The sequence below is a fragment of the Pseudomonas sp. BT76 TE3572 genome, from assembly GCF_050435365.1.
In the GTDB taxonomy this organism is placed as follows: Bacteria; Pseudomonadota; Gammaproteobacteria; order Pseudomonadales; family Pseudomonadaceae; genus Aquipseudomonas; species Aquipseudomonas fluorescens_W.
On the sequence record NZ_JBNDKE010000001.1, the window covers coordinates 177,465 to 203,645 of the forward strand.

26 protein-coding genes are annotated in these 26,181 nt (G+C 60.2%); 17 read left to right on the forward strand and 9 right to left on the reverse strand.

Annotated features, from left to right (window positions below):
- Positions 1 to 90 precede the first annotated feature (90 nt).
- The 13 genes from iolE (at position 91) to ABH912_RS00865 (ending at position 15,911) form a co-directional block, all read left to right on the forward strand.
- Positions 91 to 984 (forward strand): myo-inosose-2 dehydratase, encoded by an 894-nt coding sequence (iolE, locus tag ABH912_RS00805; RefSeq protein ID WP_033057628.1) that lies wholly within the window; start codon positions 91 to 93, stop codon positions 982 to 984.
- Positions 981 to 1,790 (forward strand): 5-deoxy-glucuronate isomerase, encoded by an 810-nt coding sequence (gene iolB / locus ABH912_RS00810; RefSeq protein WP_033057630.1) that lies wholly within the window; start codon positions 981 to 983, stop codon positions 1,788 to 1,790. Before iolE ends, iolB begins: the two co-directional genes overlap by 4 nt.
- Positions 1,791 to 1,834: 44 nt before the next feature.
- Positions 1,835 to 3,337: a CoA-acylating methylmalonate-semialdehyde dehydrogenase gene (locus ABH912_RS00815; RefSeq protein WP_429509315.1), complete on the forward strand. Its 1,503-nt coding sequence runs from the start codon at positions 1,835 to 1,837 to the stop codon at positions 3,335 to 3,337.
- A 25-nt stretch (positions 3,338 to 3,362) separates the two neighbouring features.
- A complete protein-coding gene (locus ABH912_RS00820; protein ID WP_429509316.1) occupies positions 3,363 to 4,184 on the forward strand; it encodes a TIM barrel protein in 822 nt (273 codons plus the stop codon).
- Positions 4,185 to 4,195: 11 nt separating this feature from the next.
- Complete coding sequence (iolD, locus tag ABH912_RS00825) at positions 4,196 to 6,127, forward strand: 3D-(3,5/4)-trihydroxycyclohexane-1,2-dione acylhydrolase (decyclizing) (protein ID WP_429509317.1); 1,932 nt, start codon at positions 4,196 to 4,198, stop codon at positions 6,125 to 6,127.
- A gap of 39 nt (positions 6,128 to 6,166) precedes the next feature.
- On the forward strand, positions 6,167 to 7,177 hold the full coding sequence (locus ABH912_RS00830; protein ID WP_429509318.1) for a Gfo/Idh/MocA family protein: 1,011 nt from the start codon (positions 6,167 to 6,169) through the stop codon (positions 7,175 to 7,177).
- Positions 7,178 to 7,323: 146 nt separating this feature from the next.
- Positions 7,324 to 8,376 (forward strand): Gfo/Idh/MocA family protein, encoded by a 1,053-nt coding sequence (locus ABH912_RS00835; protein ID WP_429509319.1) that lies wholly within the window; start codon positions 7,324 to 7,326, stop codon positions 8,374 to 8,376.
- Positions 8,377 to 8,532: 156 nt separating this feature from the next.
- Positions 8,533 to 9,459, forward strand: coding sequence for a sugar ABC transporter substrate-binding protein (locus ABH912_RS00840; protein WP_033057636.1), 927 nt, complete (start codon positions 8,533 to 8,535; stop codon positions 9,457 to 9,459).
- 70 nt (positions 9,460 to 9,529) lie between these two features.
- Complete coding sequence (locus ABH912_RS00845; RefSeq protein WP_429509320.1) at positions 9,530 to 11,095, forward strand: sugar ABC transporter ATP-binding protein; 1,566 nt, start codon at positions 9,530 to 9,532, stop codon at positions 11,093 to 11,095.
- Positions 11,096 to 11,289: 194 nt separating this feature from the next.
- Positions 11,290 to 12,312 (forward strand): ABC transporter permease, encoded by a 1,023-nt coding sequence (locus tag ABH912_RS00850; protein WP_008153855.1) that lies wholly within the window; start codon positions 11,290 to 11,292, stop codon positions 12,310 to 12,312.
- 328 nt (positions 12,313 to 12,640) lie between these two features.
- Complete coding sequence (locus ABH912_RS00855; protein ID WP_007907888.1) at positions 12,641 to 13,045, forward strand: TraR/DksA family transcriptional regulator; 405 nt, start codon at positions 12,641 to 12,643, stop codon at positions 13,043 to 13,045.
- 582 nt (positions 13,046 to 13,627) lie between these two features.
- Complete coding sequence (locus tag ABH912_RS00860; protein WP_419866192.1) at positions 13,628 to 14,851, forward strand: methyl-accepting chemotaxis protein; 1,224 nt, start codon at positions 13,628 to 13,630, stop codon at positions 14,849 to 14,851.
- An 844-nt stretch (positions 14,852 to 15,695) separates the two neighbouring features.
- The gene (locus ABH912_RS00865) at positions 15,696 to 15,911 is read left to right on the forward strand and encodes a hypothetical protein (protein WP_033057639.1); all 216 of its coding nucleotides are present in this window, start codon (positions 15,696 to 15,698) and stop codon (positions 15,909 to 15,911) included.
- On the opposite strand, the gene ABH912_RS00870 is transcribed toward ABH912_RS00865, so the two are convergent.
- From ABH912_RS00870 to ABH912_RS00880, 3 genes are all read right to left on the reverse strand, one after another.
- On the reverse strand, positions 15,908 to 16,147 hold the full coding sequence (locus tag ABH912_RS00870) for a DUF2789 domain-containing protein (RefSeq protein ID WP_008151672.1): 240 nt from the start codon (positions 16,145 to 16,147) through the stop codon (positions 15,908 to 15,910). The two genes, ABH912_RS00865 and ABH912_RS00870, sit on opposite strands and share 4 nt — an antisense overlap.
- Before the next feature lie 131 nt (positions 16,148 to 16,278).
- Complete coding sequence (locus ABH912_RS00875; protein WP_033057642.1) at positions 16,279 to 16,509, reverse strand: hypothetical protein; 231 nt, start codon at positions 16,507 to 16,509, stop codon at positions 16,279 to 16,281.
- 157 nt (positions 16,510 to 16,666) lie between these two features.
- On the reverse strand, positions 16,667 to 16,915 hold the full coding sequence (locus tag ABH912_RS00880; protein WP_033057781.1) for a hypothetical protein: 249 nt from the start codon (positions 16,913 to 16,915) through the stop codon (positions 16,667 to 16,669).
- Between the two features lie 413 nt (positions 16,916 to 17,328).
- On the opposite strand from ABH912_RS00880, the gene ABH912_RS00885 reads away from it, so the two are divergent.
- The 4 genes from ABH912_RS00885 to ABH912_RS00900 all read left to right on the forward strand — a co-directional run bounded on the left by ABH912_RS00885 (position 17,329) and on the right by ABH912_RS00900 (position 19,804).
- The gene (locus ABH912_RS00885) at positions 17,329 to 17,799 is read left to right on the forward strand and encodes a hypothetical protein (protein ID WP_033057644.1); all 471 of its coding nucleotides are present in this window, start codon (positions 17,329 to 17,331) and stop codon (positions 17,797 to 17,799) included.
- Positions 17,799 to 18,002 carry a hypothetical protein gene (locus ABH912_RS00890; protein WP_033057646.1) on the forward strand — a complete coding sequence of 68 codons (204 nt, stop codon included), beginning with the start codon at positions 17,799 to 17,801 and terminating at the stop codon, positions 18,000 to 18,002. Before ABH912_RS00885 ends, ABH912_RS00890 begins: the two co-directional genes overlap by 1 nt.
- Before the next feature lie 118 nt (positions 18,003 to 18,120).
- Complete coding sequence (locus tag ABH912_RS00895; protein ID WP_046056513.1) at positions 18,121 to 19,137, forward strand: ABC transporter substrate-binding protein; 1,017 nt, start codon at positions 18,121 to 18,123, stop codon at positions 19,135 to 19,137.
- 229 nt (positions 19,138 to 19,366) lie between these two features.
- Positions 19,367 to 19,804 carry a DUF3995 domain-containing protein gene (locus ABH912_RS00900; RefSeq protein ID WP_033057650.1) on the forward strand — a complete coding sequence of 146 codons (438 nt, stop codon included), beginning with the start codon at positions 19,367 to 19,369 and terminating at the stop codon, positions 19,802 to 19,804.
- Between the two features lie 138 nt (positions 19,805 to 19,942).
- Here the strand turns inward: ABH912_RS00900 and ABH912_RS00905 are convergent, their stop codons facing one another.
- The 6 genes from ABH912_RS00905 to ABH912_RS00930 are packed head-to-tail and all read right to left on the reverse strand — an operon-like array spanning position 19,943 to position 26,003.
- The gene (locus ABH912_RS00905; RefSeq protein ID WP_429509321.1) at positions 19,943 to 20,305 is read right to left on the reverse strand and encodes a Na+/H+ antiporter subunit G; all 363 of its coding nucleotides are present in this window, start codon (positions 20,303 to 20,305) and stop codon (positions 19,943 to 19,945) included.
- Positions 20,302 to 20,580: a K+/H+ antiporter subunit F gene (locus ABH912_RS00910; protein ID WP_008151692.1), complete on the reverse strand. Its 279-nt coding sequence runs from the start codon at positions 20,578 to 20,580 to the stop codon at positions 20,302 to 20,304. The genes ABH912_RS00905 and ABH912_RS00910 overlap by 4 nt, the downstream gene beginning before the upstream one ends.
- Positions 20,577 to 21,065, reverse strand: a complete 489-nt coding sequence (locus ABH912_RS00915; RefSeq protein ID WP_033057653.1) for a Na+/H+ antiporter subunit E — start codon at positions 21,063 to 21,065, stop codon at positions 20,577 to 20,579. Before ABH912_RS00915 ends, ABH912_RS00910 begins: the two co-directional genes overlap by 4 nt.
- Positions 21,062 to 22,744 carry a monovalent cation/H+ antiporter subunit D gene (locus ABH912_RS00920; protein WP_429509322.1) on the reverse strand — a complete coding sequence of 561 codons (1,683 nt, stop codon included), beginning with the start codon at positions 22,742 to 22,744 and terminating at the stop codon, positions 21,062 to 21,064. The genes ABH912_RS00915 and ABH912_RS00920 overlap by 4 nt, the downstream gene beginning before the upstream one ends.
- Positions 22,741 to 23,085 (reverse strand): Na+/H+ antiporter subunit C, encoded by a 345-nt coding sequence (locus tag ABH912_RS00925; RefSeq protein WP_007986256.1) that lies wholly within the window; start codon positions 23,083 to 23,085, stop codon positions 22,741 to 22,743. The genes ABH912_RS00920 and ABH912_RS00925 overlap by 4 nt, the downstream gene beginning before the upstream one ends.
- Positions 23,085 to 26,003 (reverse strand): monovalent cation/H+ antiporter subunit A, encoded by a 2,919-nt coding sequence (locus ABH912_RS00930; protein ID WP_429509323.1) that lies wholly within the window; start codon positions 26,001 to 26,003, stop codon positions 23,085 to 23,087. Before ABH912_RS00930 ends, ABH912_RS00925 begins: the two co-directional genes overlap by 1 nt.
- Positions 26,004 to 26,181: the final 178 nt, after the last annotated feature.

Genomic DNA, 26,181 nt, shown 5'->3' on the forward strand with positions numbered 1-26,181 from the left:
GCTTGATACACCGCTATCGCGAGCAGGCTCACTCCTACAAGGGGTTCGCGTCGTATTCAATGGTTAGGTAAAACAATAAAAGGTGCAGCCATGCCCGCTATTCGAATTGGCATCAACCCGATCTCCTGGAGCAACGACGACTTGCCGTCCCTCGGTGGCGAGACGCCGCTTAGCACCGCCCTGAGCGAAGGCAAGGACATCGGCTACGAAGGTTTCGAGCTCAACGGCAAATTCCCCAAGGACGCCAAAGGCGTTGGTGACGTGCTACGTCCCTATGACCTGGCGCTGGTGTCCGGCTGGTATTCCAGCCGTCTGGCCCGCCGCTCGGTGGCCGAAGAAATCGACGCCATCGGCAGTCATGTCGAGCTGTTGGCGAAGAACGGCGCCAAAGTGTTGGTGTACGGTGAAGTCGCCGACTCCATTCAAGGCCAGCGCATTCCGCTGGTCGAGCGTCCACGTTTCCACACCGAACACGCCTGGCAAGCATACGCCGACAAGCTCACTGAGTTGGCGCGCTTCACCTTGTCCCAAGGCGTGCGCCTCGCGTATCACCACCACATGGGCGCCTACGTCGAATCCCCGGCAGACATCGACAAGTTGATGGCGTTGACCGGCAGTGAAGTCGGCCTGCTGTTCGATTCGGGCCATTGCTACATGGGCGGCGGCGAACCGTTGCAGGTGCTGCGCAAACACATCGAACGCATCTGTCACGTGCATTTCAAGGACGTGCGCAAACCGGTGGTGCAACTGGCACGCAACAATCTGTGGAGCTTCCCGGACTGCATCATCAACGGCACGTTCACCGTGCCCGGTGATGGCGACATCGATTTCGGCGCCTTGCTCGACGTGCTGCTGGCGGCCGATTACCACGGCTGGCTGGTGGTCGAAGCCGAGCAGGACCCCGCGGTGGCACCGAGCTACGTCTACGCCAAAAAAGGCTACGACACCTTGCGTGTGCTGCTCGATGAGAGGATTAAGCGATGAGCCTGCTGGTCAAAAGCAATGCCCGTGGCCGGACCATGGTCGAGCTGGGCAAAGGTGAGCTGGAATACGTCGGCTTCGCCGCTTACCGCTTGAGCCTGGGCGAAACGCTACCGGTGTCGGCCGGTGATAAAGAACTGTGCCTGGTGCTGCTCAGCGGTCGAGTCAGCATCAAGGGCGAAGCGCCGGGGCAGGGCGCGTTCGACTGGGACAACATCGGCGATCGCCAGTCGGTGTTCGAAGACAAATCCCCCTTCGCCGCGTACTTGCCACCCGGCAGTCAGGCGCAAGTGGTCGCGCTCAGCGATGTGCAGATTGCCGTGTGCGCCGCGCCCGGCTCAACGAGCAACGGCCTCGGCCCACGACTGATCAAACCCGACAGCATGAAGCGCAGTGTGCGCGGCAAAGGCGCCAACACGCGTTACGTCTGCGACATCCTGCCGGACACCGAGCCGGCCCATTCGCTGCTGGTGGTGGAAGTACGCACGCCGTCGGGTCACTCGTCGAGCTACCCGCCGCACAAGCACGACACCGACGATTTGCCGCACCAGAGCTTTCTCGAAGAAACCTATTACCACCAGATCAACCCGCCCCAGGGCTTCGTGTTCCAGCGGGTGTACACCGATGACCGCAGCATCGATCAGGCCATGGCCGTGGAAAACAGCGACCTCGTGGTTGTGCCCAAGGGCTATCACCCGGTCAGCGTGCCGTACGGCTACGAGTCCTACTACCTGAACGTGATGGCCGGCCCGAAACGTGTCTGGCAGTTCCATAACGATCCGCAGCACAGCTGGCTGCTCGATCTCTGAACTGAAAAGCCTGAATTTCAACCTCTGCATGGAGAACACGATCAATGAGCAGCGCCCCGATCATCGGCCATTACATCCACGGTCAAGTGCAAGACAGCAACAGCGAACGGTTCAGCAACGTCTTCAACCCGGCCACCGGCAGCGTCCAGGCGCGCGTCGGACTGGCCAGCCAGAAGACCGTCGACGAAGCTGTCGCCTCGGCCTTGAAAGCCTTTCCGGCCTGGTCCGAGCAATCGTCCCTGCGCCGTTCGCGGGTGATGTTCAAGTTCAAGGAATTGCTCGACCAGCATCACGATGAGCTGGCAGAAATCATCAGCCGCGAACACGGCAAGGTGTTTTCGGACGCCAAGGGCGAAGTCACCCGGGGCATCGAAATCGTCGAGTACGCCTGCGGTGCGCCGAACCTGCTGAAAACCGAGTTCAGCGACAACATCGGCGGCGGCATTGATAACTGGAACCTGCGCCAGCCGTTGGGCGTGTGTGCCGGCGTGACGCCGTTCAACTTCCCGGTGATGGTGCCGCTGTGGATGATCCCGCTGGCGCTGATCACCGGTAACTGCTTCATCCTCAAGCCGTCCGAGCGCGACCCGTCCGCCAGTTTGCTGATGGCCCGCCTGTTGAGCGAAGCCGGTTTGCCGGACGGTGTGTTCAACGTGGTTCAGGGCGACAAGACCGCGGTCGACGCGTTGCTGCAACACCCGGACATCGAGGCGATTTCCTTTGTCGGCTCGACGCCGATTGCCGAGTACATCCACCAGCAAGCCACCTCCCGCGGCAAGCGTGTGCAGGCACTGGGCGGGGCGAAAAATCACATGATCGTCATGCCCGACGCGGATCTGGATCAAGCGGCGGATGCCTTGATCGGCGCGGCTTACGGCTCGGCCGGCGAGCGCTGCATGGCGATTTCGATTGCCGTGGCGGTGGGTGATGTCGGCGACCAACTGATTGCCAAACTGCTGCCGCGTATTGATCAACTGAAAGTCGGCAACGGCCTGAAGGGCGACAGCGACATGGGGCCGCTGGTGACAGCCGAGCACAAGGCCAAGGTCGAAGGTTTCATCGACGAAGGCGTGGCTCAGGGCGCGCAGCTGATCGTTGATGGCCGCCACTTCAAGGTGCCGGGTGCCGAGAACGGCTTCTTCGTCGGCGCGACGCTGTTCGACAACGTCACGACCGAGATGAGCATCTACCAACAGGAAATTTTCGGCCCGGTGCTGGGCATCGTGCGGGTACCGGATTTCGCCAGCGCCGTCGCGTTGATCAACGCCCACGAGTTCGGCAACGGCGTGTCCTGTTTCACTCGCGACGGCGGCATCGCCCGCGCCTTCGCCCGCACTATCAAAGTGGGCATGGTCGGCATCAACGTGCCGATTCCGGTGCCGATGGCCTGGCACTCTTTCGGCGGCTGGAAGCGCTCGCTGTTCGGCGATCACCACGCTTACGGCGAAGAAGGCATTCGCTTCTACAGCCGCTACAAAAGCGTGATGCAGCGCTGGCCCGACAGCATCGCCAAGGGCCCTGAATTCAGCATGCCGACGGCCAACTAATTCACCTGTGCGGAGAACAACAATAATGAGCAAGCCCCTGCGTTTCGCCTTGAACCGTATGGTCGCCCCACGTTTGTCCCTGCCCGCGTTCATCGAGCTGGCGGTGACCCTCAAGGCCGACGCCATCGAAATTCGCAACGACCTTAAAGGCGTCGAGATCGAAGACGGCACCGCACCCGAGCGCGTCCGTGAGTTGTGTGCCGCCCATGGCATTACCGTGCTGTCGATCAACGCGCTGTATCCGTTTGATGTGTGGAATGACGAGCGTCGTGCACAGGCCTTGAAGCTGGCCGCTTATGCCCGTGACTGCGGCGCTCAAGGGCTGGTCATGTGCCCGCTCAATGACCGTGCCGACCCGCGTACCGAGGCCGCACGTGCTTCAGGTCTGCGCACGGCGTTGACTGAACTGGCGCCGATCCTGCGCGATCACGGCATTCTCGGTTTCATCGAGCCGCTGGGTTTCGAAGAATGCTCGCTGCGCCGCAAGCGCACGGCGGTGGACGCGATCAAGGCCATCGGCGGGCTGGATGTGTTCCGGCTGGTTCACGACACCTTTCACCATCACCTGGCCAGCGAGCATGAGTTCTTCCCCGAGCTGACCGGGTTGGTGCACATCTCCGGTGTCGAGGACGCCGAGGCACCGTTGACGAGCATTCGCGACGGGCATCGGGTGCTGGTGGGCGAGGGCGACATCCTCGGCAACGCGGCGCAAATCGACACCTTGCTCAGCAGCGGATACAGCGGCTATCTGTCGTTCGAACCGTTTGCCGACAGCGTCCATGGCCTGGCGGATATCCAGCAGGCGATCGGCGCGAGCATGGATCACCTGAAGAACTCTTTGGCCTGAAAGGTGCGGTTATGACCACAACAAGACTGACCATGGCTCAGGCCCTGGTGAAATTCCTCGATAACCAGTACATCGAGGTCGATGGGGTTCAAAGCAAATTCGTCGCCGGGATCTTTACCATTTTCGGCCACGGCAATGTGCTGGGTCTTGGGCAAGCCCTGGAACAGGACAGCGGCGACCTGATCGTCCATCAGGGTCGCAACGAGCAAGGCATGGCGCACGCGGCCATCGGTTTCGCCAAGCAACACCTGCGGCGCAAGATCTACGCCTGCTCCTCATCGGTAGGCCCAGGCGCGGCGAACATGCTGACCGCCGCCGCGACGGCGACCGCCAACCGCATTCCCTTGCTGCTGTTGCCCGGCGATGTTTACGCCTGCCGCCAGCCGGACCCGGTGCTGCAACAGATCGAGCAGTTCCACGACCTGAGCATCAGCACCAACGACGCGTTCAAGGCCGTGAGCAAATACTGGGACCGCATCAACCGTCCCGAGCAACTCATGACGGCGGCGATCCACGCCATGCGCGTGCTCACTGACCCCGCCGAAACCGGCGCGGTAACCCTGGCCTTGCCGCAAGACGTGCAAGCCGAAGCCTACGACTACCCTGATTACTTCCTGCAAAAACGCGTGCACCGTATTGAGCGTCGTCCGGCGACTGAAGCGATGCTCGGTGATGCGCTGGCGCTGTTCAAAGGCAAGCGCAAGCCGCTGATCATTTGCGGTGGCGGGGTCAGATACTCCGGCGCCAATGCCGCATTGCAGGCGTTTGCCGAGCGCTTCGATATTCCTTTCACCGAAACCCAGGCCGGCAAGAGTGCGGTGGTGTCCAGTCACCGGCTGAACGTTGGCGGGATTGGCGAAACTGGCTGCCTGGCGGCGAATCTGTTGGCCAGGGATGCGGATCTGATCATCGGAGTCGGCACGCGCTACAGCGATTTCACCACTGCGTCGAAATCCCTGTTCCAGCATCCGGACGTGCAATTCCTCAACCTCAATATCAGCCCGTGCGATGCCCTGAAGCTCGACGGTGTGCAACTGTTGGCGGACGCCAAAGTCGGGCTGCAAGCCTTGGCTGAAGCTTTGGGCGATTACCGTTCTGCGTGGGGTGATCAACCGCGTCAGGCCAAGGCGCAACTGGACGAGGAAGTCGACCGCATCTATCAGGTCGAATACCAGAGCAAAGATTTCATCCCGGAAATCAACGACCACATGGACCCGGCGGTGCTGCGCGAATTCATCGAGCTGACCGGTTCCTGCCTGACCCAGAGCCGCGTGCTCGGTGTGCTCAATGAAACCCTCGCCGATGACGCTGTGATCGTCGCCGCCGCCGGCAGTCTGCCCGGTGACTTGCAGCGCAGCTGGCGCAGCAAGGGGGTGAACACCTATCACGTCGAGTACGGCTATTCCTGCATGGGGTACGAGGTCAACGCCGCGTTGGGTGTGAAACTTGCCGAGCCGGATCGCGAGGTCTATGCGCTGGTCGGCGACGGCTCTTACATGATGCTGCACTCGGAACTGGCGACCTCGATTCAGGAGCGACGCAAGATCAACGTGGTGTTGCTCGACAACATGACCTTCGGTTGCATCAACAACCTGCAGATGGGCAACGGCATGGACAGCTTCGGCACCGAGTTCCGGTTCCGTAACCCGGAAACCGGCAAGCTCGACGGCGGGTTCGTGCCGGTGGATTTCGCCATGAGCGCGGCGGCTTATGGCTGCAAGACCTACAAGGTGAACACGGTCGAAGAACTCAAAGCGGCATTGGCCGATGCGCGCTTGCAGACGGTGTCGACGCTGATCGACATCAAGGTGCTGCCCAAAACCATGATTCACGGCTATCTGTCGTGGTGGCGGGTCGGCGTGGCGCAAGTCTCCACCAGCGCCCGCACCGATGCGGTGGCCAAGACCCTGAATGAACGACTGGCCAAGGCCCGTCAGTACTGATTGCCCTGAACGAACAACAACAAATCTAGGAGTCATTAAATGTCTTTGAAGCTTGGCGTCATCGGTACCGGGGCCATCGGCCAGGATCACATTCGTCGTTGCAGCCAGACCTTGCTTAACAGCCAGGTAGTCGCGGTCACCGATATCAATTTGCAACAAGCCGCGAACGTGGTTTCCGACCTGAAGCTGACCGCCGAGGTCTATCCCGACGGCCACGCGTTGATCAAGGCGCCGGAGGTCGAAGCGATCCTCGTCACCTCCTGGGGCCCGAGCCACGAAGAGTTCGTACTGGCCGCGATTGCCGCGGGTAAGCCGGTGTTCTGCGAGAAACCGCTGGCGGTCACCGCTGAAGGCTGCCGCAAAATCGTCGAGGCCGAAGTGGCCCACGGTAAACGCTTGGTTCAGGTCGGTTTCATGCGCCCGTATGACGAAGGTTATCGGGCACTGAAAGCCGTGATCGACAGCGGTCAGATTGGCGAGCCATTGATGTTGCACTGCGCGCACCGCAACCCGACCGTGGGTGAAAACTACAAGACCGACATGGCGATCACCGACACGCTGATCCATGAACTGGACGTGTTGCGCTGGTTGCTCGACGACGATTACGTATCGGTGCAAGTGGTGTTCCCACGCAAGAGCAGCAAGGCGCTCGCGCATTTGAAAGACCCGCAGATCGTGCTGCTGGAAACCGCCAAGGGCACGCGCATCGACGTGGAAGTGTTTGTTAACTGCCAATACGGCTACGACATCCAGTGCGAAGTGGTGGGGGAGACTGGCATCGCCAAACTGCCGGAGCCATCGCAGGTTCAGTTGCGCAGCGGCGCGAAGCTGTCCAACGCGATTCTGATGGATTGGAAGGATCGTTTCATCGCAGCGTACGACGTCGAGTTGCAGGCGTTTATTGATGGTGTGCGCGCTGGCCAGGTTGGCGGCCCATCGGCATGGGACGGTTTCGCCGCTGCCGTCGCAGCAGATGCCTGCATCGAAGCCCAAAACAGCGGCCAGATCGTAAAAGTAGCTCTCCCTGACCGCCCACACTTCTACGGCTAACCCGGATCCCCTGTAGGAGCGAGGCTTGCCCGCGAAGGCGCTGTGTCAGAGGACATCAATGTTGACTGTGCCGCCGCCTTCGCGGGCAAGCCTCGCTCCTACAGGGCTAAGCCCGCGGTTACATAACAATAAGAAGGAATGCACACATGCGTATCGGACTTGTCGGTTACGGCCATGGCGGCCGGTTTTTCCATGCTCCGCTGATCAGCAGTTTGCCGGCGGCGACGTTTGTGGGTGTGGTCACCCGTTCACCGGAACGCCGACAGTTACTGGCAGCCGAGCACCCAGGGGTGCCAGCGTTCGACAGCATCGGCCAACTGGTGGAGGCCGGGATCGATGTGCTGGTGGTGTCCACACCGCTCAAGGGCCGTCCGGCGCTGGTGCTCGATGGCATTGAACACGGGGTGGCGGTGGTCAGCGACAAACCGTTCGCCGCTGATGCGCAGCAAGCCCAAACCCTGATCACCATGGCCGAGCGCCAGGGCGTGCAGCTCAGCGTCTACCAGAACCGTCGCTGGGATTCGGACTTCCTGACCGTGCGCAAACTCATCGAGTCCGGTGCGCTGGGCAAGGTCACCCGTTTCGAATCGCGGATCGAGCGTTACTCGCCACAGGCGGTGAACAACGGCAGTGGCGGTGGTTTCCTGCGCGATCTCGGTAGCCATCTGGTGGATCAGGCGTTGCTGTTGTTCGGCCCGGTGACACGGGTCTACGCCGAGCTGGATTACCTGGAAAAAGGCCAGGTCTTCGATAACGGCTTCTTTATAGCCCTGACTCATGCCAGTGGCGTCACCTCCCACCTGGGTGGCAGTTGCCTGCAAAACACCCCCGGCCCGCGCTTTCGGGTGACCGGCACCCAAGGTTGTTACAGCGTCGATGGCCTCGACGGGCAAGAAGCATCGGCACTCGCCGGGCTCTCGCCGAAATCCGAAGGTGAGCGCTGGGGTGTTGAAGAGCATCGCCGCTGGGGCTGGTTCGAACAGGGTGAGGTGCGCGAGCGGGTTTCCTCCGAGCGCGGTTGCTGGAATCAGTTCTATTTACAGCTACAAGCCGCGTTACAGAGCGGTGGCCCACTGCCCGTGGATGCCCGTGATGCACTGGCGACCACCCGCGTGCTAGACGCTGCGCGACTGAGCGCCGAGCGGCATCAAGTGGTGGAATTGGGCCCGTTCAAGAGCCATGGAATAAATTTAGAATAAAATTCTAAAATGAGTTGATATGGAAATTAAATTCCAATAAAGTCATTTTCAGCGACCTGCCTCGCTACCTGTTTCAACCCTTTTCCCGCTTGCCTGCTTACTGAAATCGTCACGCCTCATCCATAAAACCAACAAGAATGTGGAGAAAGACTTTTCATGAAGACCAAGATCCGCTTCGCCTCACTTGCCTTGTCCCTGATGTTCGCCAGTGGCGCGGCGCTCGCCGATATGAAGATCGGCGTCAGCATGTCCCAATTCGATGACACCTGGCTCACCTACCTGCGCGAATCCATGGACAAGAAAGCCAAGTCCTACCCCGAGGGCGTGCAGCTGCAATTCGAAGACGCCCGCAGCGACGTGGTCAAACAGTTGAGCCAGGTAGAAAGCTTCATCAGCCAGAAGGTCGATGCCATCGTGGTCAACCCGGTGGATACCGCCGCCACCAAAAAAATCACTGAAGCCGCCGTCAAGGCCGGCATCCCGCTGGTCTACGTCAACCGCCGCCCCGATGACCTGAAGCTGCCCAAAGGCGTGGTGACTGTCGCCTCCAACGATCTGGAAGCCGGTGAAATGCAGATGCAGTACCTGGCCGACAAAATGGGCGGCAAGGGCGACATCGTGATTCTGCTGGGCGACCTCGCGAACAACTCCACCACCAACCGCACCAAGGGCGTCAAAGACGTTCTGGCCAAATACCCGAACATCAAGATCGAGCAAGAGCAGACCGGCATCTGGTCGCGGGACAAGGGCATGACCCTGGTCAACGACTGGCTGACCCAGGGCCGCAAGTTCGATGCAGTCGTGGCCAACAACGACGAAATGGCCATCGGTGCCGCCATGGCCCTGAGTCAGGCCGGTGTCGACAAAGGCAGCGTTTTGATCGCCGGTGTCGACGGTACGCCCGACGGGTTGAACGCGATCAAGAAAGGCAGCATGGCGGTCTCGGTATTTCAGGACGCCAAAGGTCAGGCAGACGGTTCGATCGACACCGCCGTGAAAATGGCCAGGAACGAGCCGGTTGAACAGGCCGTTTGGGTGCCATACCGCTTGATCACCCCGCAAAACGTCGACACGTTCAAATAGCCCGTCCGCTCAATAACAACAATAAACACGCAAGGTTGCGACCGCGACCTTGCTGATGGAGTACCTGATCATGTTCGCTTCAGCGACTGCTTCGAGCACCCCGTTGGTGGGTATCCAGCCAGCTGCAACACCTGTCGATGAGCCGTACCTGCTGGAGATCATCAACGTCAGCAAGGGATTTCCCGGTGTGGTGGCCTTGTCTGATGTGCAGCTTCGGGTACGCCCCGGTTCCGTGCTGGCCCTGATGGGCGAAAACGGCGCCGGCAAATCCACCCTGATGAAAATCATTGCCGGCATCTATCAGCCGGACGCCGGTGAACTTCGCCTGAAAGGCAAACCGGTGGTTTTCGAAACGCCCTTGGCTGCGCTCCAGGCCGGGATCGCGATGATTCACCAGGAACTCAACCTGATGCCGCACATGAGCATCGCCGAGAACATCTGGATCGGCCGTGAGCAGCTCAACGGTTTCCACATGATCGACCACCGCGAAATGCATCGCTGCACAGCGAAACTGCTGGAACGCCTGCGGATCAACCTCGATCCGGAAGAACAGGTCGGCAACCTGAGCATCGCCGAACGGCAGATGGTCGAGATCGCCAAGGCTGTGTCCTACGATTCTGACATCCTGATCATGGATGAACCGACCTCGGCCATCACCGACAAGGAAGTTGCGCACCTGTTCTCGATCATTGCCGACCTCAAGAGTCAGGGCAAAGGCATCATCTACATCACCCACAAAATGAACGAAGTGTTCAGCATCGCCGATGAAGTGGCGGTGTTCCGTGACGGCGCCTACATCGGCTTGCAGCGGGCTGACAGCATGGACGGCGACAGCCTGATTTCGATGATGGTCGGCCGCGAGCTGAGCCAGTTGTTCCCGGTGCGTGAAAAGCCGATCGGCGATCTGTTGCTGTCGGTGCGCGACCTGAAACTGGACGGCATTTTCAAGGATGTTTCCTTCGACCTGCACGCCGGTGAAATCCTCGGCATTGCCGGGTTGATGGGCTCGGGGCGGACCAACGTTGCCGAAGCGATTTTTGGCATCACCCCGAGCGACGGTGGCGAGATTCGTCTCGACGGCGAAGTGGTGCGCATCAGCGATCCGCACATGGCGATCGAGAAGGGCTTCGCGCTACTGACCGAGGATCGCAAGCTCAGCGGCCTGTTCCCGTGCCTGTCGGTGCTGGAGAACATGGAAATGGCAGTGCTGCCGCATTACGCCGGCCACGGTTTCATCCAGCAAAAAGCCCTGCGCGTCTTGTGCGAAGACATGTGCAAGAAGCTACGCGTGAAAACCCCGTCGCTGGAGCAGTGCATCGACACCTTGTCCGGCGGTAACCAGCAGAAGGCCTTGCTGGCTCGCTGGCTGATGACCAATCCACGGATCCTGATCCTCGACGAGCCGACCCGCGGTATCGACGTCGGCGCCAAGGCCGAGATCTACCGGCTCATTTCCTGCCTCGCCAGCGAAGGCATGGCGGTGATCATGATTTCCTCGGAGCTGCCGGAAGTGCTCGGCATGAGCGACCGGGTGATGGTCATGCACGAGGGCGACCTGATGGGCACCCTCGACCGCAGCGAGGCGACCCAGGAACGAGTGATGCAATTGGCCTCGGGTATGTCCCAGTGTCATTAATTCGAGTGTGAACACAGTCCTGTGGCGGGGGAGCTTGTTTGTGGCGAGGGAGCTTGCTCCCGCTGGGTCGCGAAGCGGCCCCAAAAGAATGGGACTGCTGCGCAGTCCAGCGGGAGCAAGCTCCCTCGCCACAGGCAATCACTGGCCACAGGGTATGTATTCGATGCCGGAATTCATTAGAAGGGTGAGTGTTTATGAACGCGATACTGGAAAACAAGCCAGCAACGGCACCGGTCAAGAGTCGCCGGCGCTTTCCGACCGAATTGAGTATTTTCCTGGTGCTGATTGGCATCGGCCTGGTCTTTGAAGTGTTTGGCTGGATCGTGCGTGACCAGAGCTTCCTGATGAACTCCCAACGTCTGGTGCTGATGATCCTGCAGGTGTCGATCATCGGTCTGCTGGCGATCGGCGTGACCCAGGTCATCATCACCACGGGTATCGACCTGTCCTCGGGCTCGGTGCTGGCGCTGTCGGCGATGATCGCTGCCAGCCTGGCGCAGACATCGGACTTCGCCCGGGCGGTGTTCCCGTCGCTGACTGACTTGCCGGTGTGGATTCCGGTGATTGCCGGGCTCGGGGTAGGGCTGCTGGCGGGTGCGATCAACGGCAGCATCATTGCCATCACTGGTATCCCGCCGTTCATTGCCACCCTCGGCATGATGGTCTCGGCCCGTGGCCTCGCGCGTTACTACACCGAAGGCCAGCCGGTGAGCATGCTCTCGGATTCCTACACGGCGATCGGACACGGCGCGATGCCGGTGATCATTTTCCTGGTGGTCGCGGTGATCTTTCACATCGCCCTGCGTTACACCAAGTACGGCAAGTACACCTACGCCATCGGCGGCAACATGCAGGCGGCGCGTACCTCGGGGATCAACGTCAAGCGGCATCTGGTGATCGTCTACAGCATCGCCGGGTTGCTGGCAGGCCTGGCGGGTGTGGTGGCGTCGGCACGGGCCGCGACCGGGCAGGCCGGGATGGGCATGTCTTACGAGCTGGACGCGATTGCCGCGGCCGTGATCGGCGGCACCAGCCTGGCCGGCGGAGTAGGGCGCATCACCGGCACGGTAATCGGCGCACTGATCCTCGGGGTCATGGCCAGCGGTTTCACCTTTGTCGGCGTCGATGCTTACATTCAGGACATCATCAAAGGCTTGATCATCGTGGTCGCAGTGGTCATCGATCAGTACCGCAACAAGCGCAAACTCAAGCGTTGAGCCTCGGATATAGCAGCCAATGCGCCACGCCTGACCCGCGTGGCGCAGCCGTTTGTCTTCTATATACAGCCGCTCGATTGAATTTCTTGCTATAAACGCACTCCGATAACCACCGCAAAGACTGCCATAGAGCACTTTCAGGGCTTTGTCGGACAAATTCGCTGTCTTTTCAGTTGCTGAGGCCTCAAGTCGGCCTTAGACTGCCGCCCCTCGTAAATTGAGTGCCGGGTGGCGCTTGGAATTACACGGCGCCGTTCCGATGGCCAGACCAGGTCCGCCGGAACGCTCCCTAATTCGCCTTAATGCACGTTTTTTTATAGAGATATCAATGACAAAGGACAAGTTGCTGGCCATGCCGGCGGATGACTACATGAATGCCGAGCAACATGCTTTTTTCTCTGAGCTGTTGCAGAACATGAAAGTCGAAACCCATGAGCGCATCGAACAGAACCGCATCGCCATCGAAAGCCTGGACACTCCGGCCGATCCGGCCGACGCTGCTTCTGTTGAAGAAGAGCGCACCTGGCTGGTGAACGCGATCGATCGCGACCAGCGCATGCTGCCTCAGTTGGAACAGGCTCTGGAACGCATCAAGGAAGACAGCTTTGGCTGGTGCGACGACAGCGGCGAGGCCATTGGCCTGAAGCGCTTGCTGATCAGCCCGACCACCAAGTACTGCATCGAAGCTCAAGAGCGTCACGAACAGATCGACAAGCACCAGCGTCAGGCCTGATTTCGTAACGCCCCGCATCGCGGGCAAACCTCACTCCTGTCAGGAGCAAGGCTTGCCCGCGATGCTTTTTTTCGTCTGCGAAAAACCCGCGCATTTCTATTGATCTGCTGCAAGGCCCACTACTAATGGACCATAGATAATGGCCTTGTAGTGGCGTTTAATGCCGATACAACAATTAGAATGACTCGGGGGATGACGAAGATGACGCGTGACGGATCTGTGGTGGCAGCAGTGTCTGCCCCCGTGCTTTTGCCGAAAAACCTTTGGCTGACGCCGACTCTGCAAAGCATCGCCCTGATGCTCTTGTTGTGCGGCATGGCGCTGGGCGGCTGGTCGCTTTACCTTGGCCTGCCATTGGCGGTGCTGGTGATCTGGCTACCTCGCTTGCGCTCGCGCGCTACCCCTGAAGCAACCCCCGTCGACAGCGCCAGCGCGATTGCCGAGTTGACTCGCGATCTTTCCTACACCACCAGTCATAACGCGTTGTCTGCCGCCGGTGTGGCCTTTTCCGTCAAGCAACTGGCCGACAAACTGCAATCGCAGCTCGGTGCCGCGGCGCAGATTGTCAGCAACGCCGAAGTGATGATCGCGACCGAACAAGCCACCTCGACACTCAGCCGGGAAGCCCTCAGTGCGGCCAGCGAGGCCCATCGGAGCAGCGCGGCAGGACGTACGGAGCTGATCGAGTCCATCGCCCGTATGCATCAACTCAGTCAGCGCGCCAGTAACAGCCGTGAACTGATCGAAGCCCTGAGCCTGCGCAGTGATGATATCCAGCGGGTCACCCTGGTGATTCAGTCCATCGCCAGCCAGACCAATCTGCTGGCATTGAACGCGGCTATCGAGGCGGCGCGGGCCGGGGAGCATGGTCGCGGATTTGCGGTGGTGGCCGATGAGGTTCGCGGTCTGGCCGCGCGTACTGCGACGGCCACTGGCGAAGTCGGGGAAATGGTCGCTGATATTCAGCAACGCACCTCGCAAGTGGTGGAGCAGATCCGCCAACTGTCCAGCGACCTCGACACCGGTGTCGAGCAGGTCGAGCACACCGGTCAGCATCTGGAGAACATTGCGCGTCTGGCTGCCGGCGTCGAAAGCCAGGTAGGGGAAATCGCCAGGGGTGCCGACACCAACCGCGAACAACTCGATAGCCTGTTTCACGCCATCGAACAGATGCGTAGCGACCTGGCGATCAGTGACCAACAGACCCAGCGCCTGGCCCAGGCCGCGGTGCAAATGGAAGGTCAGGCCGAAACCATCAGCGAACGCCTCGCCGAAGTCGGGCTGGATGACTATCACCAACGGATTTATGACTTGGCCCGCGAAGGGGCGAGTCAGATTGCGGCGCGCTTTGAAGCGGATATCGACGAGGGTCGCGTGAGCCTCGATGATCTGTTCGACCGCAATTACCAGACGATTCCCAACACCAGCCCGGCCAAGTACCAGACTCGCTTCGATCGCTACGCCGATCAGGTCTTGCCGGCGATCCAGGAACCCTTGTTGCCGCGCCATGAAGGCCTGGTGTTCGCCATCGCCTGTACGCAGCAGGGTTATGTGCCGACCCACAACAAGGTCTTCAGCCAACCACTGACCGGTGATGCGCAGGTCGATACCTTGCAGAACCGCACCAAACGCAAATTCGCCGACCGCACCGGGATCCGCTGTGGCAGTCACCAGCAGGCCGTATTGCTGCAAACCTACACCCGCGACACCGGTGAGCTGATGCACGACCTCTCGGTGCCGATCATGCTTAAGGGCCGGCATTGGGGTGGTTTGCGGTTGGGTTACAAGCCGGAAAGCCCTCGTTGAGTTGATTGGTGTTGTTGTTGTTGTTAACGGGGGTTGGGGTTGGGGCTGGATTGGGGGCATATCCGTTTCTGCGGTGATGGCTGATTACGGTTTCGCTTTTACAGCGAGTCACTTGGAAAAGCCCCAAGTAACCAAGGGCTCTTGCCCCGCCATTCGGTGCCTCGCCTAGGCTCGGCATGCCCTCACTCCGGCATTGCTCCGGGGGCCCGCCGCCATCGGCCATCCATGGCCGGGGGCGGCTACCGCGGCATCCTTGCCGCGGTGCCCCCTGCGCAACGCCTGCGTTCGGCCTCTGGAAAAGGGGCGGCAGATCTGAAGCCAAAGCAAAGCAACAGCAACGGCAAGATCAAAAGATCGCAGCCTCGTTTCACTCGACAGCTCCTACAGGGGGGGAGGCGGTGTACGCGCGCCCCTCACCACTCAACAGGCCGAGCGTTAGCTCGCCTGCAGCTTTTGATCTTGATGCACCGCCGCCTCGAGAGGCCGAGTGGAGGTTCTGCGCAGTGGGCAACCCGGCATGGATGCCGGGTTAGCCGCCCCCGGCCATGGATGGCCGATGGCGGCGGGCCCACGGAGCAGGACCGGAGCGAGGGCATGCCGAGCCTGGGCGAGGCACCGAACGACAGGGGCAAGAGCCCTTGGTTACTTGGGGCTTTTCCAAGTGACCCGCTGTAAGAGCGGAACCATAAGTCGCCGTGACCGCAGAAACGGATATGTACCCAGCCGTCACGGCATTGTTGCGATTCTGACAATTAATCTGTGCAGCGCCATTGCTGTTTCCTCGCCGATGAACTCATTACCATGCCTACATAGTTAGGTTGCTAATGAAACTCGAGAGGTCAACATGCAAAGCAAAGTCGATGTCGCAGTCATGATAGGCAGCGGTGTGCCTGCCAGTTTGCGTACGATGGGGAAGAGCGTGTGTTGGGTGGTGCTACTCAATGGCGAACGCCGCGGAACGGCGTTCTCAAGTCGCGAAGAGGCGCAGGAGTGCAGGGCTGCCTGGTTGGCGCAACTGAACGCCGAAACACCCGACAGCCTGCATGGAATCAGCGGCTAGTGAATCTGATGCATACGCAGGTTCAGGTCGTCGACCACCCGCGCCCAATCCGCGTCTTCACGCAATTGTTCTTTCAGGAAGCCGGCCTGCTGCGGGGTCCAGAACTCGGCATCGATGAGTTTCTTGTTGTCGGCCAGGGGTGAATGGCTGGCAATGAAATCGTCGATGGCCTTCTCGCTGGAGTCCAGACCGAGTTGGTCGAACAAACCTTTCAAGTCATGTGTCGGTGAATCCATGTTCATCTCCTTGCGGGTCGCGTCGAGTGCGAGATCTGAGGGGCGGCTTCAATACATCTGAGAGAGCCGCGCTTCAGGAGTTCGATGGCGATGTTCAAAAGCAGAAGAGAGCATAGACTGCAAACCGGCTATCAGGCTTTCAATGCGCCTTCATCGACGGCAAGTTTCAGCGCCTTGGCGGCTTCCTGGGCGGCAATGGCGGCGACGTCCGAGGTCTTGAACCAGCGATCTTTCTCGACCTGGTGATAGGTCACGGTGGTCAGCGGTGGTTTGGCGCGCATGATAATGACTGCCTGGAATTCGCCTTCAACTTCTCTGGCTTCGCCCCGGATAAAAAACTCACCGATATCAAATTCCGTCACGTAGCAGCCTTCCTTTGAAATATTCTGTTGTTTTGAACGCCGCCCACCCTGGGGACGGGTTTCATTGGTCGGGCAGTATGGCAGTAGTTGCATGCCGGCGGCTGAGTTAAGTCGCCGGCATGACGAAGCGTCTATGGAACTGAATGTGACGGGACCGTCAACCGCGTAACTCGAGCGAGCGGGCAAGGGCGCAGGCTTCGTTATGATTGCCGCGGAAACCTCTGACGCGGCCGGTGGAAATTTCCTTGATATGAAAAAAGGCATTGCCGGCCAGAATGACCTGAAAGCGTGGCGGGGCAAGCTCTTCAGGGTAGTATTCATACGATTGAAACATCCCTGGGGGCAGTGTTCTCGAACTGTTCGTGTTAGGCGCCTGGGGGGGAGCAAAATGTGTCAGCGTGCACATATGAAGTCCTTTTCGTTGTTTTACCGACGTGCGTACGTGGTTTTGGGTAGTCTCGATGAGCATCGCTGCTCTAGAATCACCGTCAGTGTTTGGCGATCGATGTTCATCTAAAGCAATTTTTTGCTGGCGATATGTCGGAAAAGTGCTTTTTTTAAAGAGTTTTTTCCCTAAAGTTGGTAGTCCCGTTTTTCTGGCCGTCGAAAGGGCTTTTTCCTTCAACCTCTGACGAACACCAGGCAAGACGACGTGAGTGTTGTTCCAGTAGTCTTCTAAAACCTCGCGATGAATGAGCGCTCCGCTCGTTTCAGGATGTCAACCCGGGTCATTTGGCTACACCTTCGGCATTGCCGCTTTTTTCTGCTGTGCGCTATTTTCCTGCGTGCAGCATCATTTTCAGATGTGGGGATGTTTCCTTGGCAGTAAGTAATCTCGATATGCATGCTTTGTTCGTGTTGGGTGATTTGCGCGCAAAGCTGGTTAAACAGTTCCAGTCACGTTTTGTTTACATCACCGAACAGAACGCTGAAGGCATTTATATTGCCGAGATCGACACCGAAGAGGCGCTGGTGGTTGATGACAAACCAGGGCTTAAACTCAAGGTCGGCGATCATTTCAGCGCCTCTGTATTGCCCAGTCGCGAAGGCGGCAAGCTGGACATCAAGTTCCGCGAAATCAAACTGACGGTGTACGGCCTGGGTGATTACGCTTTCGTCACCACCGCTGATGGCCACGGGATCGTGTTCAAGGAAGGGCATAGCGTGGTGATGGTGTTCGCCGCTCACCAACAGTTGCAGGAAGGCCTGACCAAAACCCTGAAAGCCGTGACCGGCAAGGCTGCCAAGTGGCGCAAGGGGGAACTGGTCACCTTCAAGGCCAGCGAATAATGACCCTGACCCGCGCCGACTTCCACGAACAGAACCAGGCCAACGCGCAAGCCGAAGCCCAGCGGCTGTTCGACCAGAAGGCTGTTTTGCAAGGTGCATGGCTGAGTTGGGTGGCGTCACAGATCTATGCGTTGCGTCCGGCGGAGTACGCCAGCATGGTACGAAGAGCGTTGGCGCGTTTGCAGGAACCTCCCGAAAACTGATTGACCTCCCTCGAAAGCAGGAACCTCTACTACAGTCAGTTGACTGAGTATTCAGAGGCTTCGCGGTCTTCTGCCAGGCCATCCTGCTATTGCTGTGAACAGCACGAGGTGCAAAAGCATGAACGGATTTCGACGGTTGCTGGCCGCTACCCTGGCCACTTTCGGATTGTTGGCTTCACCCGTTCCGGTGTTCGCTGCCCAGGCGCCGATCCACTTCGCCGATCTGAACTGGGAAAGCGGCAGCCTGATCACCGATATCCTGCGGATCATCGTCGAGAAGGGCTACGGGCTGCCGACCGATACCTTGCCGGGGACGACCATCACCCTGGAGACCGCACTGGCCAACAATGACATTCAGGTCATTGGCGAAGAATGGGCCGGTCGCAGTCCGGTCTGGGTCAAGGCTGAGGCCGAAGGCAAAGTCGCGAGTCTCGGCGATACGGTCAAGGGCGCCACCGAAGGCTGGTGGGTGCCCGAATACGTGATCAAAGGCGACCCGGCGAAAGGCATCAAGCCGCTGGCGCCGGGCCTGCGCAGTGTCAGCGACCTGCCGAAATACAAGGGCGTGTTCAGCGATCCGGAAACCCCGGGCAAGGGGCGCTTCCTCAACAGCCCGATCGGCTGGACGTCGGAAGTGGTCAACAAACAGAAACTCAAGGCGTATGGGCTTGACGACAGCTATGTGAATTTCCGCAGCGGCTCCGGTGCAGCGCTGGATGCGGAGATCAGTTCTTCGATTCGACGCGGCAAACCGGTGCTGTTCTATTACTGGTCACCCACTCCGTTGCTCGGCCGCTTCAAACTGATTCAGCTCGAAGAGCCGCCGTTCGACGCCGATGCCTGGAAAACCCTGACCGACGCCGACCACCCGAATCCGAAACCGACTCGCTCACTGCCCTCGAAGCTGTCCATTGGCGTGTCCACGCCATTCCAGAAACAGTATCCGCAGATTGCCGAGTTCTTCACCAAGGTCGATTTGCCAATCGATCCATTGAACAGGGCGCTGGCCGAGATGAGCGAAAAACACACTCCGCCACGGCAGGCGGCGCAGGCGTTCATGAAGGCGCACCCGGACGTTTGGCAGGCCTGGGTGCCCAAGGATGTGGCGGATAAAGTGTCTGCCGAGTTGAAATGATGTGGTGAGGCTGATAGCGCCTTTCGCGAGCAAGCCCGCTCCCACAGTTGATCGCGTCCCCCTGTAGGAGCGAGCCTGCTCGCGAAGCTCTTAGAATCGGGTCTGAACTCGGCATACACCTCATTGGTCAGGTTTCGCACCCGGCCGGTGACGGGCGATGACGAATACCCTTACAAAATCGTTCAAGGAAGTTCATTCTGCTGCGACATTTCACGCTGGAAGTCCGAATATGAGCCTATTGATCGCGCAATGGATGGCTGCCATCTTCCTGTTGATCAGCCTGATCCACCTGTACTGGGCGGCAGGTGGCAAGTTGGGGAGCGAGGCGGCGGTCCCGCGAATATCCACGAAGGACGGCGGGGAATCCAGGCCGGCCTTCAAGCCTTCAGGCTTTGCCACGTTGCTGGTGGCGGTCGGGTTGCTGCTGATTGCGATGCTGGTGTGCTTGCGAGTCGGCCTGTATCTGCCGACGGTGCATCACTGGTCGCTGCAATGGGTGATCAGCGCGATTGCGATGCTGATGTTCGCCCGGGCGATCGGCGATTCGCATCTGATGGGGTTCTTCAAACAGGTGAAGGATTCGAAATTTGCCCGGCTCGACACCTGGGCCTATTCGCCGTTGTGCGTGGTGTTGGGGGCGGGGTTGTTGGCCGTTGCCTGGATCTGAGTCGCGGCTGAAAAGCTTCGCGGGCAAGCCTCGCTCCTACAGGATTGTGTGAAATCACATAATTTGTGAGCGACACAAACCACGTAGGAGCGAGGCTTGCCCGCGAAGAGGCCCTGCCAATCAACACAAAACCTAACCTTAACGCCCGCTTTCCGTGCGCCGGCTACTCACCTCAGCCGGCACATCATCCCCCGCCATGCGCTTGCGAAACAGCGCCGCCCGCGCCAGCAACAGCGTGGTCACCGGCACCGTGATCGACAACAGAATCGGAATCAGCCAGGCATGCAACACCGGCCCGGACTTGAGTGCCGAAAAGTAAATGATCGAGGCCAGCGCCACACACCAGGCGCCCAATGTCGACGCCAGCGCCGGTGGGTGCATGCGCTGGAAGTAGTCCTTCATCCGCACCAGTCCAATCGCGCCGATCAGCGCAAACAGACTGCTGAGCACCAGCAGGATCGCCACCGGAATTTCAACCCACAGAGACAGTTCAGCGCTCATTCGATCACCTCGCCACGCAGCAGGAATTTCGCCAGGGCAAACGAGCCGACGAAACCGAACAGCGCAATCAGCAGCGCCGCCTCGAAGTAAGTGTCACTGGCATAACGAATGCCCAGCGCCAGCATCATCAGCATCGCGATGATGTACAGGTAATCCAGCGCCAGAACCCGGTCCTGGGCCGACGGCCCCTTGAACAGCCGGATCAGGGTCAGAATCATCGCCAGCGAAAAGATGAACAGGCTCAACAGGATCGCGTTCGACAGCAAGGCGCTCATTCGAAGATCTCCATCAAGGGGCGCTCGTAGGTCGCCTTGAAGTGCTGGATGAACAGCGCTTCGTCATCCAGATCAAAGACGTGCAGCAACAGAATGCTGCGGTCCAGCGCCAGTTCCGACCATACGGTGCCGGGAATCACCGTGCAGATCATCGACAACGCGGCCAGGCCATTGGCGTCACGCAAGTCCAGCGGCACTTTGATGAAGCGCGAACGCGGTGGACGGCGACCGGCGTTGAGCACGCCCCAGGCCACGGCGAGGTTGGACACCACCACGTCGCGACCGACAAGAAAGAACAAACGCACAATGACGCCCGGCCGACGAGTGCGGATCGGCAGCGGTCGCAGCTTGCGCATCATCAACGGCGCGCAGAACCCCAGCACCGCGCCCAGCAGCAGATTGCCGGGGCTCATCGACAGGTTCAGCACCAGCCACAGCAGCCACAGGGACAGCGACAACCAGGGAGCCGGAAACAGACGCTTCATGGTGTGACCTCCGCTACCGCGGCTTTGGCTGCCGGGCTTGGAATCGCACGGGTACCGAGCACCGCCATCACGTATTGCTGCGGGTTATTCAAGGCTTGGGCGGCCGCCTGGGTGTAACGCAGCAGCGGTTCAGCCTGGAAGGTCAGCGCAATGCTCAAACCCAGCAGCGCGATGATCGGCACGCATTCGAAACGTCGCAGCAACGGCGACGGCCGCTCCTCGGGCGTCCAGAACCGCTGGATGCCCAAGCGCGAGAACGCGATCAACGACGCCAGCCCGGAGAAGACCAGCAACGCCAGCAAGCCCCACGCGGCATTGGCAATCGGCTCATCGCTGCCATTGCCCAGGCCCAACGGATTGAGCAAGGCGCTGAGCAGGCCGAGTTTGCCAATGAACCCCGAGAGCGGCGGCATGCCGATGATCAGCAGCGAGCAGGCAATGAAGCTCAACCCGAGGAACGCCATGGTCCAGGGAATCACCTGGCCGACCACGGCTTTCTGCTCGTCATCGAGGTTGATGCCTTTGGGCGGCTGCAAGGATTCCAACGGGCGCGGCAGATCGCCGTCATCGAACAACGGCATTTCATTGGCCGAACGCGAGCGCTCGATCAACTCGGCCAACAGGAACAACGCGCTCAGCGCCAGGGTCGAGCTGACCAGATAGAACAGTGCCGCGCCGATCAGGTTGGGCTGGGCGAAACCGATGGCCGACAGCAAAATCCCGGCCGACACCAGAATGCTCAGGCTGGCCAGGCGCTCCAGTCGTTGTGCGGCGAGGATCGCCACGGCGGCGCAGACGATGGTCGCCATGCCGCCGTAGATCAGCCAGTCACCGCCAAAGTATGCCGAAGCGCCGGCCTGGCCAGAGAACAGCAGGGTCCACAAGCGCAGCAAGGTGTAGACGCCGACCTTGGTCATGATCGCGAACATCGCCGCCACCGGCGCGCTCGCCGCGGAATAGGCCGGCACCAGCCAGAAGTTCAGCGGCCACATCCCGGCCTTGGCCAGGAACGCCACGGCCAGAATCCCCGCGCCGGCATGCAGCAGGCCGCGATCGGCCTCTGGCACCAGCGGGATTTTCAGCGCCAGGTCGGCCATGTTCAGGGTGCCGGTGACGCCATAGATCAGCGCCGCGCCGATCAAAAACAGCGACGAGGCCAACAGGTTGATCGAGATGTAATGCAAACCCGACGACACCCGCGACCGGCCCGAACCGTGGAGCATCAGGCCGTAAGAGGCCGCCAGCAACACTTCAAAAAACACAAACAGGTTGAACAGGTCCGCCGTCAGGAACGCGCCATACAGGCCCATCATCTGAATCTGGAACAGCGCGTGGAAACTCGAACCGGCGCCGTCCCAACGGGCCATGGCGAACAGCAGGGCGCTGACACCGATAATCCCGGTCAGCACCAGCATCAGCGCCGACAGTCGATCGACCACCAGCACGATACCGAACGGCACCTGCCAGTTGCCCGGCAGGTACACGCCGATGGAGCCGGGGACGCCCGTTTCCTGAGTCCATTGCAGCAACAGCACGGCAATGCCCAACCCCACCAGGCTGGAAAGCAGGTTGATCTTGGCCTTCAGCGGACGGTGTTTCTCCCCCAGCATCAGCATCACGGCGGCGGTCAGCAGCGGCAGCAGAATCGGTACAGCGATCAGGTGCGGCATCAGATTCATTCTTTAGGCTCCCGGCCATCCACATGGTCGGTACCGGTCAGGCCCCGGGAAGCCAGCAGCACCACCAGAAACAACGCGGTCATGGCGAAGCTGATCACGATGGCGGTCAACACCAGCGCTTGCGGCAGCGGGTCGGTGTAGTGCAACAGGTCCTGCGGCACGCCGTCCTTGATGATTGGCTCCTTGCCGATAAACAGGCTGCCCATGCTGAAGATGAACAGGTTGACGCCGTAGGACAGCAAGCACAGGCCCATTACCACCTGAAACGTCCGTGGCCGCAGGATCAGCCAGACGCCGGACGCGGCCAGCACGCCGATGGCGATTGCGATGACTTCTTCCATCAGACGGTTCCTTGTGTGGCGACGGATCGAGGCAGGGCAGCGGTTTTGTGACCCCGTACCGATTGGTGGGCGAGGGCGGTGAGGATCAACAGGGTCGAACCGACCACCACGGCGTACACGCCAATGTCGAAGAACAGCGCACTGGCGATGTGAATGTCACCGAACACCGGCAGCTCGAAATGCCAGGTGTGGGTGGTCAGGAACGGATAACCGACGGCCATCGCCCCCAGCCCGGTAACGGTGGCAAACAGCAAGCCAGTGCCCATCCAGCGCAGCGGTCGCAGGCTCATTTGTGCCTCGACCCACTGCGTGCCGGCGACCATGTATTGCAGGATGAACGCTACGGACATCACCAGACCCGCGACAAACCCGCCGCCCGGTTGATTGTGGCCGCGCATGAACAGGTAGACCGACACGATAAAGGCGATCGGTAGCAGCAGACGCACCAGCACCGCCGGCACCATCATGAAGCCGAGCGCGGTGTCACTGGCGTGACGCGGGTTGACCAGATCGGTGACCACGTCCGGTGCCAGCAAACGTTGCTGGGCGGGCAATTGCAGGCTTTCTTTCGGAGGTCGGAAGCGTCGCAGCAGGGCGAATACGGTCAGGGCCACAGCCACCAGCACGGTGATTTCACCGAGGGTGTCGAAGCCGCGGAAGTCCACCAGCATCACGTTGACCACGTTGCTGCCGCCGCCTTCGGGCAGGGCGCGGCTGAGGTAGAACGAGGAAATGTCGTTCGGGGTCTGGCGCGTCAACATCGCGTAGGCCAGCAACGCCATGCCGCCACCGACCACGGTCGACAGCAGCAAGTCACGGATACGGCGGATGCGCGCCTTGCGCAGGGTGCTCGGCAGCGGCGACACCTCTTCGATCCGTCGAGGTAGCCAGCGCAGACCGAGGAGGATCAACACTGTCGTCACCACTTCCACGGCCAATTGCGTCAGCGCCAGGTCCGGTGCCGAGAACCAGACGAAGGTGATGCAGGTCATCAGGCCGCAGACGCTGACCATGGTCAGGGCCGCGAGCCGGTGATACTTGGCCTGCCATGCCGCGCCGAGGGCACAGGCAATCGCCAGCAGCCAGAGGGTCACGAACACAATCGAACCCGGAATCTTCGGTCGGTCGCCCCAGCTCAGGCTGCTGTGGAGCATCGGGATCAACCCGGCCAGCACGGCCGCGAGCACCACCAAGAACAATTGGGTTTGCAGGCGCTTGGTGCTGATCCGCCGCTCGAGACGACGGGCCAGGCGCATCATGATCACCAGGGCGCGTTCGAACAGGCGCTTGCCGTTGAACCGGCCAATGATCGGCGGGTACTTGAAACGCCCGTGTTTGAGCTGATTGCGCAACAGCAGATAAAGCACGATGCCGCAGGACATGGCGATCAGGCTCATGATCATCGGCGCGTTCCAGCCGTGCCAGATCGCCAGGCTGTATTCAGGCAAAGTGCCGCCCACCACCGGCAGGGCAGCCGCGGCCAGCAACGGGCCGACTACCTGCGCCGGGAAAATCCCCACGACCAGACAGGCGAATACCAACAACTCCACCGGCGCGCGCATCCAGCGGGGCGGCTCGTGCGGCGTGTGTGGCAGGTCGGTGGCGGTCGGGCCGAAGAACACGTCGACGGTAAAGCGCAGGGAGTAGGCGACGCTGAAGGTCCCGGCGATAGTCGCGACGATGGGCAGCGTCATCTCGATCCAGGCCGTGGCATTGATGAACACGGTTTCGGCGAAGAACATCTCTTTGGAGAGGAAGCCGTTGAGCAGCGGCACGCCGGCCATGGAGGCGCTGGCGACCATGGCCAGGGTGGCGGTGAACGGGATCAGCTTGATCAAACCGCTGAGCTTGCGAATGTCGCGGGTGCCGCTTTCGTGGTCGATGATCCCGGCGGCCATGAACAGCGAAGCCTTGAACGTGGCATGGTTGAGAATGTGGAACACCGCGGCCACGGCGGCCAGCGGACTGTTCAAACCCAGCAGCAGGGTGATCAGGCCGAGGTGGCTGATGGTCGAGTAGGCCAGCAATCCTTTGAGGTCATTCTGGAACATCGCGCAATACGCACCGAGCAACAGGGTGCAAGCACCGGCGCCGCTGACGATGTAGAACCATTCTTCACTGCCGGACAGCGACGGCCACAGTCGTGCGAGGAGAAACACCCCGGCCTTGACCATGGTCGCCGAGTGCAGATAGGCCGAAACCGGTGTCGGCGCCGCCATCGCGTGGGGCAGCCAGAAGTGGAAGGGGAATTGCGCGCTTTTGCTCAGGGCGCCGATCAGGATCAGGGGTAGCAGAATAGGGTAGAGGGCGTGTGCGCGAATCAGATCGCCGGCGGCCAGGACCTTGTCCAGGTCATAGCTGCCGACCACATGGCCGAGCAGCATGACCCCCGCCAGCAGACACAAACCGCCTGCGCCGGTGACCATCAGTGCCATATAAGCACCGCGTCGCGCATCGGCGCGGTGGTGCCAGTAGCCGATCAACAGGAACGAAAAGAGGCTGGTCAGCTCCCAGAAAAACACGATCTGGATCAGGTTGCCGGAGATCACCAGCCCGAGCATGGCGCCCATGAACGCCAGGAAAAACGCGAAGAACCGTGGCACCGGATCGTCCGGCGACATGTAGTAGCGGGCGTACAACGAAACCAGCGTGCCGATGCCCAGCACCAGCATCGAGAACAGCCAGGCGAAGCCGTCCATGCGCAGGACGAAGTTCAGGCCAAGGCTGGGTAACCAGAAAAATTCTTCGCGGATCACGCCGCCATCGGCGATTTGCGGGTACAAGAGGGCGACCTGAACGGTGCCTATCAAGGCAACCAGACCAGCCAACAAAGATTCGGTGTTACGTGCGTTGTGCGGCAGCAAGGCTGCCAGACAGCTGCCGATAAAAGGCAGAAGCAGTAGAACTATCAGGGACATAGGCTTCTAATCTGCGGAAGTTTGTGAAGCATCATACGTGCCAGCTCCCGGATAACCAAACGCCAAGCTGTCGCAGAATCCTACAAGGTAGACGGAAAAAACCTGATTCACATTGTTTCAGGAAGTGCGATTTCGCCTGTGCTGGCCCCATCGCGGGCAAGCCCGCTCCCACAGGAAT